This is a genomic window from Bifidobacterium apicola (assembly GCF_042846865.1).
Taxonomy (GTDB): Bacteria; Actinomycetota; Actinomycetes; order Actinomycetales; family Bifidobacteriaceae; genus Bombiscardovia; species Bombiscardovia apicola.
This window is the reverse complement of the sequence record NZ_BAAFQQ010000001.1, coordinates 1,369,474-1,385,361: the sequence shown is the minus strand read 5'-3', so window position 1 is coordinate 1,385,361 and position 15,888 is coordinate 1,369,474. Positions and strand designations below refer to the sequence as shown.

General features: G+C 59.4%; 14 protein-coding genes and 1 tRNA gene. 1 reads left to right on the top strand and 14 read right to left on the bottom strand.

Translation table 11 applies throughout. The annotated features are described in order from the left end of the window. Positions 1-38 precede the first annotated feature (38 nt). From gluQRS to ACGG9J_RS05595, 6 genes are all read right to left on the bottom strand, one after another. Positions 39-1,079, bottom strand: a complete 1,041-nt coding sequence (gluQRS, locus tag ACGG9J_RS05620) for a tRNA glutamyl-Q(34) synthetase GluQRS (RefSeq protein WP_390134385.1) — start codon at positions 1,077-1,079, stop codon at positions 39-41. 88 nt (positions 1,080-1,167) lie between these two features. Then, positions 1,168-2,514, bottom strand: a complete 1,347-nt coding sequence (locus ACGG9J_RS05615; protein WP_390134383.1) for a metal-dependent hydrolase family protein — start codon at positions 2,512-2,514, stop codon at positions 1,168-1,170. 223 nt (positions 2,515-2,737) lie between these two features. After that, positions 2,738-3,469: a GntR family transcriptional regulator gene (locus ACGG9J_RS05610; RefSeq protein WP_390134381.1), complete on the bottom strand. Its 732-nt coding sequence runs from the start codon at positions 3,467-3,469 to the stop codon at positions 2,738-2,740. A gap of 248 nt (positions 3,470-3,717) precedes the next feature. Further along, the gene (locus tag ACGG9J_RS05605) at positions 3,718-5,124 is read right to left on the bottom strand and encodes a PTS ascorbate transporter subunit IIC (RefSeq protein WP_390134379.1); all 1,407 of its coding nucleotides are present in this window, start codon (positions 5,122-5,124) and stop codon (positions 3,718-3,720) included. Beyond that, the gene (locus ACGG9J_RS05600) at positions 5,121-5,426 is read right to left on the bottom strand and encodes a PTS sugar transporter subunit IIB (protein WP_390134377.1); all 306 of its coding nucleotides are present in this window, start codon (positions 5,424-5,426) and stop codon (positions 5,121-5,123) included. The genes ACGG9J_RS05605 and ACGG9J_RS05600 overlap by 4 nt, the downstream gene beginning before the upstream one ends. A 5-nt stretch (positions 5,427-5,431) precedes the next feature. Then, complete coding sequence (locus ACGG9J_RS05595) at positions 5,432-5,896, bottom strand: PTS sugar transporter subunit IIA (protein WP_390134374.1); 465 nt, start codon at positions 5,894-5,896, stop codon at positions 5,432-5,434. An 880-nt stretch (positions 5,897-6,776) separates the two neighbouring features. Here ACGG9J_RS05595 and ACGG9J_RS05590 point away from each other — a divergent pair. After that, positions 6,777-7,307, top strand: coding sequence for an Ltp family lipoprotein (locus ACGG9J_RS05590; protein ID WP_390134372.1), 531 nt, complete (start codon positions 6,777-6,779; stop codon positions 7,305-7,307). A gap of 150 nt (positions 7,308-7,457) precedes the next feature. Here ACGG9J_RS05590 and ACGG9J_RS05585 read toward each other — a convergent pair. The 8 genes from ACGG9J_RS05585 to ptsP form a co-directional block, all read right to left on the bottom strand. Beyond that, positions 7,458-7,531 (bottom strand) — tRNA-Lys (locus ACGG9J_RS05585). A gap of 95 nt (positions 7,532-7,626) precedes the next feature. Beyond that, on the bottom strand, positions 7,627-9,147 hold the full coding sequence (locus ACGG9J_RS05580; RefSeq protein WP_390134370.1) for a formate--tetrahydrofolate ligase: 1,521 nt from the start codon (positions 9,145-9,147) through the stop codon (positions 7,627-7,629). A 40-nt stretch (positions 9,148-9,187) separates the two neighbouring features. Further along, positions 9,188-10,714: a C69 family dipeptidase gene (locus ACGG9J_RS05575; RefSeq protein ID WP_390134368.1), complete on the bottom strand. Its 1,527-nt coding sequence runs from the start codon at positions 10,712-10,714 to the stop codon at positions 9,188-9,190. Positions 10,715-10,907: 193 nt separating this feature from the next. After that, positions 10,908-11,480, bottom strand: coding sequence for a YbhB/YbcL family Raf kinase inhibitor-like protein (locus tag ACGG9J_RS05570; protein ID WP_390134365.1), 573 nt, complete (start codon positions 11,478-11,480; stop codon positions 10,908-10,910). Positions 11,481-11,687: 207 nt separating this feature from the next. After that, the gene (locus tag ACGG9J_RS05565) at positions 11,688-13,235 is read right to left on the bottom strand and encodes a PTS ascorbate transporter subunit IIC (protein ID WP_390134362.1); all 1,548 of its coding nucleotides are present in this window, start codon (positions 13,233-13,235) and stop codon (positions 11,688-11,690) included. 89 nt (positions 13,236-13,324) lie between these two features. Beyond that, positions 13,325-13,597, bottom strand: coding sequence for a PTS sugar transporter subunit IIB (locus tag ACGG9J_RS05560; protein WP_024626949.1), 273 nt, complete (start codon positions 13,595-13,597; stop codon positions 13,325-13,327). 78 nt (positions 13,598-13,675) lie between these two features. Continuing rightward, positions 13,676-14,122, bottom strand: coding sequence for a PTS sugar transporter subunit IIA (locus tag ACGG9J_RS05555; RefSeq protein ID WP_390134359.1), 447 nt, complete (start codon positions 14,120-14,122; stop codon positions 13,676-13,678). Positions 14,123-14,199: 77 nt separating this feature from the next. Next, positions 14,200-15,849, bottom strand: a complete 1,650-nt coding sequence (ptsP, locus tag ACGG9J_RS05550) for a phosphoenolpyruvate--protein phosphotransferase (protein WP_390134357.1) — start codon at positions 15,847-15,849, stop codon at positions 14,200-14,202. Between the last annotated feature and the right edge of the window lie 39 nt (positions 15,850-15,888).

The window sequence follows — 15,888 nt, the reverse complement described above, 5'->3', positions numbered from 1 at the left end:
ATGCCGTAAACGCTCGGAGCAGCACAGGACAGAAGAACTCAAAGATTCGGCTTTGCTCCGGAACCGTTCAGCTTGCTCAGATCCAGCATTCGATCCTTGCGGTCAGCGGCCAGTGTGTTCCACGTGAAACCATCCAGCAGCTCCTGCGCACTTGCAGGTCTAGGACGGTCCAAGAGTCCCAGGAGCCATCCACAGACCCCCAGCACCTGCCTGGCCGTCCAGCCGTCTCTTCTGAGCGATTCCAGGTCCGGTGAGCCGAAACGCTTGGACATCCTCCTGCCGTCCACGCCATCGATCAGAGGTAGATGCGCGTACTGAACAGGAGCATGCGGGTGAAGATGATTCCGGATCCACATCTGAATGGCTGTGGACCTTAGCAGGTCCCTTCCCCGCACAATCTGATTGACACCCATGGCCAGGTCATCCACCGTCACTGCCAGCTGGTAGGAAATCAAGCCGTCCGAGCGCCGAACGACCACATCGCCGACCTGCCTGGACAAGTTGAAAGACTGCAGCCCGAAGACCAGATCGTCGAAGCGACAGACTGCATCCGACTCATCGGGCTGATCCGGGACTGCAATCCGGAGGCTGTGCCTCCGCCCCTGGGTCAGCCTTTCATTGACTACCTGACGGGAAAGTCCTCGGCAGGTGCCCGGGTAGACGATGAACCCGTCGCCTTCATTCGGCGCCGATGCCGCGCGAATGTCGGCACGGGAGCAGAAGCAGGGGTAAACCAAAGGCTGCCCGCCGATCAATTGCTGCGATTCCAGCTGCTTCAATGCCTGGCCGTAGGCATCGGCACGCTGGGACTGGTAGACTACCTCGCCATCCCAATCCAATCCCAGCCATGCCAGGTCATCCATGATCCAGCGATCGGCATCCTTGACCACACGCGGCGTATCTATGTCTTCGATTCGAAGCCGCAGAACCCCGTCAGACCCTTGCGACCTGACGCCCAGCCAGGCCGCCAAGCATGCATAGATATTGCCTAGATGCATCCGCCCAGTCGGCGAAGGCGCCAATCTTCCCACGACCTTGGTCTGGTCGGTCCGGTCCACTCTTGGCTCTCCCATTTGCATACCGACATGCTTGCATACCACCCGGTCATCGGGAAACCATCAGTCGGTCAAACTATCGCATGCCTCTGGATGGCCATAAAGCAAATGATCAGAAGCTGTCGAGCAGGTGATCGATCTCCTCGAAGTGCTTGACCTCAGGCCGCCATACCGGTTTGCCGCGAGCGATGACCAGCTTAGGATCAGCCAGCGTGCGCACATCCTTGGCAGGGTCCTTGTCCAGGACGATCAGATCCGCATCCTTGCCCGTGTCAACAGAGCCTGTGACATTGTCGAAGCCCAGGTTTCGTGCATTGACCTGGGTAGCGGCGTGGAAGGCCTGCGCCGGGGTGAAGCCGGCATACCGCACCAGATAGTCGAGTTCTCGCCAAGTGCCGTACTGGGGCACGAAGGTCATGCCTGTGTCGGTTCCTACACCAACGGCAATGCCATGCTCATGAGCCTGCTTGGCGCTCTTGACCATGCCGTCGACTACCAGCTCGGAATTGCCGCGAACTATATCGCTGATCCCCAACTCCTGCTGACTGATCTTGACCAGAGGCAGTCCGGCGGACAGGGTTGGGTCCAGAGCGGAGAAGCCACGGAGCGAGCGCGGATTGTCAAGGAAGAGCCCGATCATCTCGTCATCAAGAGCGCTGCCATGCTCGATGGTGTCCACGCCAGCTTTGAGAGCGGCCTTGACCCCCTCGGGGCTCTGGGCGTGCGCCGCGACCAGCACCCCGAATTCATGGGCCTCATCGCAGACGGCAGCCATTTCCTCTTCAGTCATCTGCGGGCTGCCGGCCTCGCCAAGCTTGGTGGCATCGGTGACGCCTCCGGTCGCAGCCACCTTGATGGCATTGACCCCATGGTCCAGATTCTCCCTGGTCCGACGCCTGGCCTCTTCGGGGGAGGAGCAGGACAGAGCGATGAAGGGATCGCCATGCCCCCCGGGAATCGCCAGGAGAGGCCCGGCAGCCAGCATGCGCGGACCAGTCAGTTCATCAGCATCAATCCGGTCACGCAGACGAACCGCCTCATAGCCCACATCGCCCAGGGTACGAATGGTCGTGACGCCCGAGTTCAACAGCGTGGAAACGTTGCCCTTGATCCTGGCGTCCATAAGGACTCTGCCGGCAGGACTGTGCACCACCTTCAAGCCGGCACTGACCACGCGCGGAGACAGGTCGGTTCCCCCAGACAGCGGCTTGCCGTCAGCAAAGAGATGGGTATGCGCATTGATGAGGCCGGGTGCCACAAACTTGCCTGTAGCGTTGATCCGGTGATATCCGGAGGGCACATAGGCCAGCGGTGTCGGACAGACCTGCTCTATCCGGCCATCTGTGGACACCAGAACAGACATATCCTTCTGGACCGTGCCTTTTTCATCACCGGTCGCGATATTGGCATGCTCAAGTACAAACGGCTCGCGCTCTTTCCTGCCTAGAAGACGCCCCATGGTCCTACCTGCCTTTCCATCTCCGATGCGCTCACTGCGAGGAATCGGGCATATATGTTCAATACTATCCACTGCAGGACGAACCATTCAAGCCTGACGCACAAGCATATGGACGCCATTCAGAAGCAGCCTGACAGCAGGAGCCGGACCGAAATTCCCGAAACGCAGCTGACGTTCGAAGTCATCGCCGCAGACCCTTGCCAATCTATTTGAGCGGGGTGGATCACCTGGAGTCCGGCATACTGTTGATGACGAACTCGATTTCGGAATATGCAGGAGGTTGAAGAGCCACGCCGAATGCCACCACTGAACCGAATCCGTCGAAGACGGTGGAATCCATGGCCAGCACGGGACGACCCCTGTCCACATGAAAGTATCCGGCGATCCGTGAATCGACATTCTCGATGCGGACCACCACCTCGTTTCTGGCGAGCCTGACGTCGTATCGTCCCTCGATGAAGTTATAGAGGGATCCATCGGAGAAATCATGCTCAAGTATTTCCGGAAACTGGGCAACCGACAGGTAGGTGCAGACATATTGATGCAGATTGCCGCCGACGTAGCGCAGCCGTTCCAGCTCGATCAGGTCTGCCTGAGAATCGATACCCAACTTGGATGCAAAATCGGCATTCTTGACAACCCTGTTGCCAAGCACCCGGGTCTTGACCGTTCTGCCCAGGTCACGCTGCTGGCGCCAGAATCCCCTGATATGGCCGTTGATCACCTCACGAGAGGACGAGGGCGACTTCAACTTGAAAGTACCCTTGCCTTGACTGCGAACGATCAAACCCTCACGGATCAAATCTTCTATGGCATGACGAACCGTAATCCGACTGACATTGTAGCGTGTGCAAAGTTCGGACTCCGTGGGCAGCTGCGCCCCATCCTTCATCCGTTTGATGCTTCCGCGCAAATGGTCTCGCACGGACACATACTTGGGAATTCCATCTACCATTGCAAAACCGACCCACCTGATTTCATTGCCTTCATGAATTGAAATCCCGCGACCTGCGCCAATCGGAGGCTCGCTGTCTTCAATGATTGTAAGAGCCTCTAACCGTTTCTGCCCAATACAGGGGTCAAGCAGAAACATCCTCCAGCAATGGATGGGTCATGGAACCAATCTCGAAAATTCCGTTAGTCCCATGACCCCCCTCGCCATCGCTGCCTCTGCCGACTTCAGATAGGACAGAGTCTTCAGGTTCAGGCGACGGCTTCAGCCTTGTCAGCCGAGTCAGCTGCAGCGGCAATAGCCTTCTTGCGCTTGTTCATGAAGTAGGAAACCACATAGACCAGGATCAGCACGACAATGATTCCCGCGATGATCGCAATCTGACCGCCGGCCTTGTTGAGGTATCCCAGGAAGATGCCGGCCACGCCGAAATCGGCATCCGAGTATGTGGCAGCGCCCTCGCCCACAGAACCCAGCACCGGCAGAAGCAGGAGCGGCAGGAAGGTTATGGCCAGGCCGTTGACAAAGGAACCGAGAATGGCTCCTCGTCGACCGCCCGCGCCGTTGCCGATCACGCCTGTGGCACCGCCGGTCATGAAGTGGGCCACGACACCGGGAATGATGACGGTGGTGCCGGCCAGGGCCATGATGGCCATGCCTACGATGCCGCCGACGAAGCTGGACAGGAACCCAATCAGAACGGCGTTAGGAGCGAAGGTGAAAGTGACGGGGACGTCCAGTGCAGGCTTGGCGTTCTTGACCAGGTGTTCGCTGATGCCCTTGAAGGCAGGAACGATCTCGCCCAGGACCACACGAACACCTGCCAGGATGATGTAGACGCCGGCAGAGAAAGTAGCAGCCTGCAAGACCACATAGACGATGAAGTTCTGTCCGTCGCTGAGCTTGCTCTCGATATAGTCGGGACCAGCGAAGAGCGCCACGATGACATAGATCACAGCCATGGACAGGGCCACGATGACTGTTGTATCGCGCAGGAAGCCCAGGTTCTTGGGGAAGTTGATATCCTCAGTTGATTTGGAGGGATGCTTCTTGCTGCGGGTGAGCGTAGCCACCAGACCGCCTAGGGCGATGCCCGAGCCTCCGGTGTGCCCCAGGGCCACATCATCGGTGCCAGTCACCTTTTTCATGAACGGCTGCACGACTGCGGGCGAAAGGGTCACAACCAGACCCTGAGCGATTGAGCCCCAGAGCAGGGTCTGCCAGGTGGAGAACCCGGCCGCCACGAAGATGACCGTTATCATCGTGGCCATGTAGAAGGCCACGTGTCCTGACAAGTACACATATTTGAAATATGAGGTTGCCGAAAGAAGGACATTGACAATCATTCCAAAGAAGAAGATGAGTGCAGCTACAGATCCGTACTTGACCAGGACCGTGCCGACTATGGCCTCGTTATTGGGAACAACGCCCTGAACATGGAAGGCGTGCTGGAACATATCCCCAAAGGGTGTCAGTGCATTGGTCACCACGCCAGCGCCAGCGGCAAGGACCAGAAAGCCCACGAAGGTCCGTATGGTTCCCTTCATGACATCCGTGGCAGACTTGCGCTGCAGAATCAGGCCGATCAGGGAGATCAGCGCGACAATGACGGAAGGCTGCCGGAAAATGTCCAAAAGGACTTTCAATACCCCGTTCATGCCGTCTGCCCTCCTTGGGGAACATCCATACCATGGCGCTTCAGAGCCTCAGCCAGCTTTTCTTTAATCTCCTTCATGTCGATCAGACTGTTCAGGACGACCACGTCTCCCAGATCCTTGGCAGCATCAGCGATGTCACGACCGACAAAAATAATATCCGCATCGCCCTTGTTGACCGAACCCAGATCGCTGTGGTTGGTCTCGACCCCGGTCACGCCAAGCTCTTTCAGAGCCTTGTCAATATTGAGCTGGGTAATGAAGCTCGACCCCAGTCCAGTGCTGCAAACCGTCAGAATCTTCATGTTGATTACCTTTCTTCCTTGAGGATCGTCCTCAATTCCTCAACGTTCGCGGCATTGCCCAACCGTTCCTGATTCTTCGCGTCGCTCAGGAAGGTCGCCAGCGATTGCATCAGGTTTAAATGGCTGTTTGAGTCCTGCGCAGCCAGGCAGAAGAGCGTGCTGATCGGGTGGTCCTGAGAATCAGCCAGCAAAAAAGGCCTGCCTACCTTCAGCACCGACAGGGAGGTGGTCACAACGCCTGCCTCAGGCCTGGCATGGGCCATAGCGATGCCTTGACCCAGATCAATATAGGTGCCGCCTGGTTTGCGTATCGAAGCCTTGATGGCATCGACATAAGAGGGTTTGATCCTTCCCAGATCAACCAGCGGACCGGTGACCAGGTCCACCGCTTCCTCCCAACCGGCCACGCCGTCCCGGTATATGACGGTGCCTTCCGGGAAATACTCGTCCAGCAATTTGCCTCCTCGCATACAATGAAGCTCATCCGCTTCGTAGCGAATGCTCGCGTGAGGGTGGATGCCTCCCCACGGAATCTTCAACTTCGAATTCCACAAACATTATAACAACATGACAATATGATGTCTACAGTTGCGTGTTCAAATGCCATATCGTTCAAGCACCATATTCCGGGCATCAGAATAAGACCCGGGACGGTAGGATCGCCAGATAGGTGACCGGCTTCCACTCGCTCAAACCGATAACTATAAAGGGGACAGCCAATCCTTTGACCTTTTACCCTTGCAAACAGCAAAGGGCTCTTAGGATCAGCACAAGGCTCGCAGAGAACCCGTTGATGGAGTAGTTGACCAGAGAGCCCGAGGCATTGACAGCACATAAGGCGTTCAAAATCGGCGCAAATTCATTGGCCATGCGATAGCGCGGGAGGTAGCAGGCATAGACGACCAGCCGGCTTAGGGCCGTTCCGACCAATTGCGGCGACATATGAGGCAGGACCCAAATCTAGGGAAAGATACCGATAACAGTCTGCCCCTCAAAATCTTGGCCGGTTGAAGCAGGCCTCTGATACCACGTCGAATATAAACGCGACAAACATGACCTTGAACCCCTATACCACCGCAATAGGGAGTCAACCAGAGTGGTGGACCGTCAAACAATCTTTGATGAGCGTCATGTTTGCTCATGCCAAACGATTGCCGAATACGTCAAAAATCGTCGTAATTCACACCATGGTCACACTTCGTGTTCGCCATACATGAAAATTCGGGTTTCTCTCAGCTAAGTATGCCGTTCTGGTCTTTCTGGTAGTCTGCTGATAGTCACAGAAGACGAGGAGAGAGGTAAGTCATGTCTCACGCTGGACAGACACCACAGACACCTGCACCTGCGCCGATGCAAGCACCGGAGCTGCCAAAGAAGAAAAAGCCGATATACAAGAGAGTTTGGTTCTGGGTTGTCGTAGCGGTCGTCGTCCTTCTTATCTTTGCTGTATCCTCTGGATCAGGCAATAAGTCGACGAGCAGCGCTCCAAAGACTGAGGCCGCCACCACATCACAGCAGCAGAGCAAGACTGAGGACACCGCAAAGGCCCCTGAAACCCCTGCTACCCCTGACGTGCCTCAAGAGTACAAGTCGGCTCTGGCGCAGGCGAAGACGTACTCGGAGATGATGCACATGAGCAAGCAGGGCATCCTCGACCAGCTCACCAGCCAAGAAGGCGGAAAATTCAGTCAGGAGGCCGGACAGTATGCCGTAGACAATCTCAAGGCCGACTACAACGCTAACGCCCTCGCTCAAGCCAAAACGTATCAGGATACTATGCACATGAGCCCGGCTGCCATCCAGGATCAGCTCACAAGCGAGTACGGAGGAAAATTCACGCCTGAAGAAGCGGCTTACGCCGTCCAGCACCTCAACCTGTAGCCAAATGCTACATATCGGCCCCGCTTCGGCGGGGCTTTTCTTTTGCGAGGACTTTTGTCACACAGATGTCACACAAAACCGTGTTTTAGGAAAATTACCCGGATAAAGAAAAAGCCCCGCAGCCTTTGCGGCTGTAGGGCTTTGACTCTGTGCCCCCACGGGGGCTCGAACCCCGGACACGCTGATTAAGAGTCAGCTGCTCTAGCCAACTGAGCTATAGGGGCAGGGCACTTTCAAGAGCCAAGTAGATACTATACACGGTTTCGGCAGGCCCGCAACACGGCGCGTCACAGGCCTACCGAATCCTGCCGTTGCTGGCTCAAACAATCTTGGGCATAGGAGTTGTCAGGGAGGTGGTCAGGTTCACCTGCAGAAGACCGGCCCCCGTATGGGCTTCGACCTTCTTCAGGGTGACTGTGCGCTTGTCCTCGTCTGCCCGGTCATCGTCGGTCATAGTGGCCGGTGATTTGACTGCCACCACCGTCAGATCCCCGATGGAGATGCCTGCCTTGTTGCACAGCTCTGAGGCCGCCTGGAGACTGTCCTGGAAGCCCTCACGCTCAATAACGCGATCGGCCGGCACCCCGTAGGCGCTCCGAGCGATCCACCGAATTCGATCCGGCACGGACATGCTGTGCAGGCTGGCTGTATCATCTTGGGTCTTCGCAGGCTCCTGCAGGGCCTTGATCAGATCATCCAGTTGAGGCTCAAGGGCCTTGCCCCCGTCACGGAAGAGATTGCCTGCAATAGGCCTGCGGAATCCCAGGCCGTCAGCGGTCTGTCGCAGGGAATCCACTTGGTCGTCCTCGCCCTCCCAGAGGTTGATCAGCGGGAAGGTGGGGATGCCCAGTCCCTCCAGACGGTGCACGTGGAAGGGATAGCGCCAGCTCAGCTTGGGATCGTCCCTCCAGGTGGTGGCACGGGTGACAACCACGGCGGCGGCCGGCCACTGGGCCCCATACTCACGGGCAGCGATGTCCAGCCACTTCTGGGCCCCGGCATCAGCTCCGTAGCCCGCCTCGACGACGACCACGTCGTGCCGGGCGCAGGCCATTTCCACGGACACCAGGCTGGGAATGCCGATGGAGACGTTGGCGAATGGCCCGCCATGCACATAGACCGGAGAACCCTCCAAGGTCTGAGTGAAAGCAGGCTTGACCGCATCGGTCAGGATGCCGGTGATCCGCCACAGGTCCACAAACTCTCCGAAGGTAACCGGACGGCCATCCAGGGTCCCGGCGACCATGGCGGCCACGCGCTGTTCGATCTCCTCCATGCTCCGGGAGAGCACAACAATCTGCATGAGCTCACAGGTGGGAGTCAGCACGGTCCGCTCAGGCAGGTTTCCCTTGCCGCGATCCACCGTGATCTGCCTCAGGGACCGGGAGGGGACCTCACTGACCCTGGGCACCAGAACCGTGTCCAGCCGGCCCTCGTCCACAGCCTTCTCTGCAAAGGAGACCAGCAGGTTCTGGGCGGATTCGATGGCCGCCATCTCCCCGCACAGACCCCAGTCCACCAGCTCAGGATGCGTCAGGGATGACTTGCCGCCACCGGAGGCGCCACCCTTGGATCCGGCTGCGGTGATGCCCATGCTGGGTTGGCGCAGGACAGCCGCGGCATCCACTCCCCGGGCGCGCAGGGCATCGATCAGCGCAATGGTGGTAGTGGTCTTGCCCTCGCCCCGCGAGGCCTTGAGCGGCGTGTCTGCGGTGACCAGCAGCACCTGTCCATGCTTGCGTGGCATGTCCGGATGTTCCCGCAAGTCCTTCAGGTAGCCAAAGGCATCGATCTTGTCAAACAGGCCGTATGGCCTGACATAATCGTCGAAGTCGGTCATGGGGCTCTCCTTCTTTGTGGTCCTTGTAGATTCAGACGGCTCAGTTGTCGGACAGGTGGTATCCGTTGCGCATGCCCATGCTGACCGTATAAAGCACCTGGCCCAGCAGGTCATCGGTCTCCTTGCGCAGACGGTCGGCCATGTCCTGGTTTGCACCCTCCAGAACCTGGCGGACCTCAGGGTTGTCCGTGCCCTTATCGGCGCCCTCAAGCCTGGTCACCTGTTCGTCAGCAGCGGCAATCAGACGATGGCCCTCGCCTCCAACGCTCTGCTGGTAGCGTTCGACTGCAGCTGAAGTGCCGGCGAAGGCCGAGTCGCACAGTGCAGCAATCAGCCGGTCGGACCAATAGAGGCTGTCGGTGGAGACACGATCCGTAGCGTTAGCGAGATAATCAGGCGTACGTTCCACATTGGCATAGAAGGGAACCAGGGCGTTGAAAGCGTTGGACCCGTAGGACATCCACTGGATCGCCCGGCAGGATTCAGGCCGGTAGGGGCGCAGCTGGATCAGGGCCAGCTGGTCGTTGCGGTTGATGCCGATGGGCCGGTAGAGACCCTTGGTGTGCTCGTCGCCGGTCCGCCCATAAGGATCGTAGGGCGTGCCCTGATAGTGGGAGCTGAGCAGATATTTGACATCCTCCACCGTGATCAGACGCTCGGGCTGACGGCACCAAGGGATGTTGTCGCTGGTTGGGGCATGGTCAGCGTCCGGCCCGTCCCAGATCTCGTCATAGGGATTGAGGAAACGCTGCATGTACCAGGCGCGGGGCGTATTATATACATGGTCTGAATCGCTATGGGAGCCAAAGGCATCACGGGGATTGAAGGGCGATGTTGACTCCACAGCCAGATCCAGATGGTTGTCAGCAATGAAATCCCGCAGGTCGGCCGAGCAGAGGTGGTCGGTTTGATCCCCGAAAGCATCGTCCAGATCGAACTCGTCGATGCCCAGCTGATTGGGCATGGTCACATAGGAGTCGTCGGGCACCCGCTTGGCTATCCAATGGTGGCCGCCCACGGTCTCCATCCACCAGATCTCGTCCACGTCGCTGAAGGCGATGCCGTTCATCTCATAGGTGCCGTAACGCTCCAGCAGGGAGCCCAACCGCTGGACACCCTCCCGTGCCGAGTGGATATAAGGCAGGACGATGGTGACCAGATCCTCCTCGCCGATGCCTCCGGGCACCTCGGCCAGATAGCCCTCATCGCCGGGATGGCCCTGGGCAGGGGTGAGCTCCACCAGCGGATCGGCACCCAGAACGCGCTCATTGGTAGTGATGGTCTCGGTGGCTGACATGGCCACGTTGTCGCTGTTGACGCCCGCTTCGGCCCAGAGCCCCTGATCGAGAACGGCGTTGGGCACCGAGGTGTAACGCATGGGATCCTTGGGCAGATCCATCTCCAAGTGGCTGATCACGCTGCGGTAGTGCCGGGGCTGCTGGTCGGGAGCAACCAGGACGAAACGCTTTGGGCGGAACTCCCCGTTGGCTGAATCCTCATTCCGGGCGATGATGGTGGATCCGTCGTAACTGGCGTGTTTTCCTATCAGAAGCGTGGTGCAGGGCATGTAAACGTCTTCCTTTGTCTGGTTGCGGTCAACTGTCATCACCAGCCCGGAGGTCGGGGAATGCCTGTCACACCCGACTGCGTGTGCAGACAGGGATGACGGCCGACTGCGCACTTGGGGCATGGCCTCACTCTAGTGCCAGACCGCCCCAATATCAGTCCCAATATCGGGGGATGTGCGGTAAATCAAATTCTCATGCCTCGGCTGGCAGCCAAACCCGAGCTGCAGCCGCCACAGGCTGAGCGGAATGAATGGCATGGACCAGGGCGTTCAGCCAGAATCCCTCTTCCAAACCAGCAAGAGCCTCCTGCGTAGCCCAGACCGAGAGCACGTAGTCATGGGCCTGGTCTGGAGGGGTGGGACCGTTGTAGCGCATGAGCACAGCGGGATCGTCGGCGATCTCCTCCTCCATAACCAGCGGCGAGGCGGCCGAAGTCCGGCCCTGAGGCACGCCAGGCATCAGATTGGGCAGGTTTCTGGAGAAGTCCTCGGGAATGGACAGGACAGAGCCTCCGTCCTCATCAGGCTGCAGGGCAGCCAGAGCTTCTACAGGCAGATTGGCCACGGACCAGTGGATCCAAGGGAAGCCGCAGACCGGCACGGAATCAGGATCCACCAACATCCAGTGCAGATATCGGGCCTCCTGGGGCATCCCTTCAAGCCGGAAGGGGAAAGAGACTACAGGACGTCCCTTACGCGTGAGGGACTGAGGGGCGCGCTTGGCATACCGATCGGGAATGGTGCCGAAATCAGTGTTAATCCTCATGTCTCGATTCTCGCCCGCACAAGCGACGGGGTCAAGTGCATCCGCTAAAGAAGCTTGGCGCAATTAAGCCCATCGCACTGGTTCAAGAGTGCTAGAGCCGCCCGTTTCCTTTCCGCATGAAAAGAAACGGGCGGCTCTATCTTGTATTGGAGAAAGGAATCAGCCGAACCCTTCCTCCTGGCGCCTATAAGACGCGCTTGCGCATGCCTATTCGGCTTTCGCAGCCTCGGCGGCCTTGGTCTTGGCACGAGCGGCCTTGGCGGCTGCACGAGCCTGAGCCTTGGCCTCCTTCTCTTCAGCCTCGACACTGGCGATGAACTCAGCATGCTTGGCGGCAGGCATCCATCCGGTGTTGACCACCTTGACCTGCCAGATCCAGGCCAGGGCGAAGATCACCACAGCCATGACCACCAAGGCCACGGCCCCGACAGGGATGCCCAGCTGGGCCAGCTTGCCGACCACGGTGCCGTACCAGGCAAAGTCCGCATCGCCGAAGGTTGCGTTGGACAGGCCGAAGCTGCCCAGAACCGTCATCAGGATGGCCGGCAGGAAAGTGATCAGCAGACCATTGATGAAGCCGCCGACCACGGCCCCGATGCGGCCGCCGGTCGCATTGCCGAAGACACCGGCACCGCCGCCATCGAAGAAGTGGGGCACCATGCCCGGCAGAATCAGGGCCAGACCCCAGACAGGCCCGAGCCAGACGGCGATGATGACCAGGGCCACCAGACCACCGGCGAAGGAGGCCAGGAAGCCGATCAGGGAGGCGTTGGCACCGTAGGGGAAGACGATGGGGATATCCAGGGCAGGACGAGCACCGGGGACCACCTTGTTGGCGATGCCCTGGAAGGCGGGCACCAGCTCGCCCAGGATGATGCGAACGCCGTAGAGGATGATGCTCACGCCGATGCCGAACTGCAGAGCCTGAGCGAAAGCGGCCATGAAGAAGGCTCCCCAGTTGGCCGGATGGGAGGGGAAGACGGCAAAGGCGGCCTTGGCAGGCACCACAAAGGCAGTCCAGATAGCGAAGACCAGGTAGAGGACGACCATGAGCAGGGTGGTGGAAACCATGGAATCACGCAGGAAGCTCAGCCCCTTGGGGAAGTCGATGTCCTCAGTGGATCGCGACTTCTTGCCCACAGCGCTGCCGACTGCGCCCGAGACCACATAGCCCAAGGTGTTGAAGTGGCCGATGGACAGCTTGTCACTGCCGGTCACCCGGTTCATGTACGGCTGGGCAAAAGCGGGCATGGCCACCATGATCACGCCCATGAGCAGGGAGCCGATCAGCACGATGAGCAGGTTGTTGCCCTTGCCGAACCCGATCGAAAGGACCAGAGCCAGCAGGGTGGACATGAAGACCATATGGTGGCCGGTCAGGAAGACGTACTTGAGCGGAGTGAACCGTGCCAGCAGGATCATGATGATGAAGCTGAGCACGATGATGTAGGCGGAGGCTGCACCGAACTGGCTGGAGGCCTGAGCCACGATAACCTCGTTGGTGGGGACGACCCCGTGGGCGCCAGTGGCCTTGAAGACCAGCTTGCCGAAGGGATCCAAGGCGTTGGTCACCACGGTGGCGCCGGCGCCCAGAATCAGATAGCCCATGGCCGCCTTAAGGGCGCCAGAAATGACCTGGCCCGCGCTCCGTTTCAGGGCGATCAGGCCGATTGCCGCCACGATGCCAATCAGATAGGCGGGCACATTCAGAATCTCCTGGCTGATGAAGTTCAGCACCGCAAGGAAGACATTCATTGTTTGTCCTTACTATTTCTCTCTTGTTCTCAAACTTAAAAGAGCGGGCATTCCATCGGTCTGACGATGAAGGATGCCCGCCGGGCGCATCAGTCGGCGTACTGCTCCAGAATGCCCTTGATCTCGTCCTTGTCCATGAAGTTCTGGACAGTCTCGACCGGGGTGGTGGTCCCCTCCAGCTCGGGCGCCAGCTGGGGCGAAGTCAGCACCAGATCGTTCATGTTGGCGGTGCCCTTGGCGCTGCCTGCGTCAGAGGTGGTCACAGTCACGTCCATGCCCAGCTCCGATGCCACCTGCTCCACGTTGACCTTGAGCAGAACTGAAGTGCCGATGCCGTTGCCGCATACGCAGAGAATATCCATGAGTTGCTCCTTTGTTCCTTGTTTGCTTCTACTGCTTCTTGTATTTGCCATGCTGGAATCCGCAAAAGCGGGTCCCGCTCACGATTCGAGAATGGCGCGGACCTCGCCAGGAGTGCCGGCCTTGCCCAGCTGCTCGGTCTTCTTCGTGTCCGTCAGAGCACCGGCGATGGCGGACATCACCTGCAGGTGCTCCTGCTCATCCCGGCCGGCCAGACCGATCACCAGGGAGACCGGATCGTTGGCCTTGTTGCCGAACTCGACGGGCGTGGACAGCCTTACCCAGCTCAGGCCGGTTCCCAGAACCGCCTCGCTGGGCCGGGAATGAGCCAGAGCCAGACCAGGAGCGATGACGATGTAGGGACCCATCTTCTCGACAGTCTCGATCATCTGGTCCGTGTAGGCATCGGTGGTGAACCCGGAGGCCACCAGCCTGTCGCCCGCCTTGCGGATGGCATCCCGCCAGTCAGTCGCCGGTACATCCAAGGCGAAGGATGTGTCGGGAAGGAAGGCTTGGAAATCCGTCATGTCTGCTCCTTGCTCGTGCTGTTTGACTTGATCGACTGCACCGGATCTGATAGGTCTGCACAAATCCGGTCGCCTGCTCACCACCCCTGGGGATGGTAGAACTCTCCGTCCAGAGCCTTGGCGGCGAGCGCCTTGGCCTCATCCATGGTGTGCTTGGCCAGTTCGGCGCGAACATCATCCAGAGCGACCGGAGTCATGGACAGGCTGGTCACGCCGATTCCAGCCAAAACCACCGCCAGGTCCGGATCGGCAGCAGCCTCGCCGCAGACTCCGACAGGCATATTATTGGCCTGACCGGCATCAGCGATGAGCTTGATGGCCCTGAGGACGGCAGGATGCCAGGCGGTCTGATAGGAGGCGACCGAACCCAGCGTGCGGTCTGCTGCCAGTGTGTACTGGGTCAGATCGTTAGTGCCGATGCTGACGAAATCGGCCACCTTGGCCACCTTGTCGGCCATCAGCGCGATTGAAGGAACTTCGGCCATGACGCCCACGCGCTTGAGCCCCTTGCTCTTGCCCAGACGGACGAAATAGTCAGCCTCATGTTCGTCGGCGACCATTGGCGCCATGACCCATAGGTCAGCATCCGTCTCGGCATCGGCCCGGGCCAGAGCCTCCAGCTGATCCTCCAGAACCTGGCTGTGGACCTTAAGCGTGCGCAGACCGCGCAGCCCCAAGGCCGGATTGGGTTCATCGGCCTGGGTCAGGAAAGGCAGCGGCTTGTCAGCGCCGGCGTCCAGCAGACGAATGACCACCTTGCGACCGGGGAAGCGTTCAAGAAGAGCCTGGTAGGCCTTGGCCTGCTCCTCGACGCCGGGTGCCTGCTCGTTGCCCAGGAAGAGGAACTCCGAACGGAAGAGTCCAACACCTTCGGCTCCATACTCCAAGGCCGGATCGGCATCCGCGGGCTTGCCGACATTGGCCAGGAGGGGAATCCTGGTTCCGTCCTTGAGCTGGCCTGGGCGGCCTCGCAAGGCCTTGGCCTGATCCGCTTCGCGACGGGCCTGCTCAGCTTTTTCAATCTGTTCCTGGGTGGGATCAGCCGTCACCTTGCCGGCAGCGGCATCGACGATGACCGTCTGTCCGTCGGACAGCCCTGCCGCGTCCTGAGCGCCTACGACAGCGACGATCCCCCTGGACCGGGCCAGAATGGCGGTATGGCTGGTTGGGCCGCCCTCAATGGTGACAATGGCCAGGACCTTGGTCATGTCCAAGCTGGAGGTGTCGGCCGGGGACAGGTCAGGGGCGACCAGAACGAATGGCTTGTCGCTTTCCGGCACGCCCGGTGCCGGGACACCGAGCAGATGGGCGATGACACGCTGCCCAACATCATGCAGATCATTGGCCCGCTCCCCCATGTATCCGCCGATGGCCTGGAGCTTTCCCTCAAAGTCGGCAAAGGCCTCATAGACGGATCGCTCGGCGGTCTTGCCACCGTCCAGCAGGGATCGGATCGAGGTCTTCAGGGCCGGGTCCTGGGCCATCTGAGCCAGGGCGGTCAGAATCGGAGCAGCATCCTTGGCCCCCTGCCCATCCTGGGCGGCCTTGGCGCGCGCAAGCAGGTCCCTGTTGACGGATGTCAGAGCGGATTCGACCCTGCCGAATTCAGCATCCGCCGTCAGGTTGTCAGGCCTCGCCTCATCGCCGGGCACGTCCAGTCCGGCCGCCATATGGATAACCGGACCAACGGCAACGCCGCGGCCAATGCCCACGCCTTGGATCTCCATGTCGCACTCCTTAGTGCCTGGCCACTGCACGCGAGCCGC